The 365-nt window shown below is 59.5% G+C and carries 1 protein-coding gene; it reads right to left on the reverse strand.

Annotated features, from left to right (window positions below; all coding sequences use genetic code 11):
* Positions 1-365 (reverse strand): Crp/Fnr family transcriptional regulator (locus GHC57_RS19230; protein ID WP_153347285.1); only part of this gene is annotated, 365 nt, incomplete at both ends.

The following is a 365-nucleotide window of genomic DNA, read 5'->3' on the forward strand; positions in this document are numbered from 1 at the left end:
TCGACCACCATCGCCTCGTCGCGGGAGGCGCCCCACATGATGGCCGTGGCCAGACGTGGAAAGTCCTGGAAAATCTGGGTCATTCTTTGTTGAGACACTTCGCTGATGACGGCGTCGGTCAGGCTCTCGAAAGAATGATCGGACGTGCGCAATAAAATGCTGCGCAATCCCATGAAATCACCGGGAAGCGGGAAGCCGATGATCTGCCGGCCACCGTCGGGCACGATTTTATAGCTGTTGGCCCAGCCCTCAAGAAGCAGCCATGCAGCATGGTTCTTCTGCCCCTCGTATACGATTTCCGTTTGCGGCGCCACGCTGCGACGGGTGGATTCCAGGTCGGCAACGCACCGCAGTTCGTCCGGCGC

It is taken from the genome of Roseospira navarrensis (assembly GCF_009601025.1).
In the GTDB taxonomy this organism is placed as follows: Bacteria; Pseudomonadota; Alphaproteobacteria; order Rhodospirillales; family Rhodospirillaceae; genus Rhodospira; species Rhodospira navarrensis.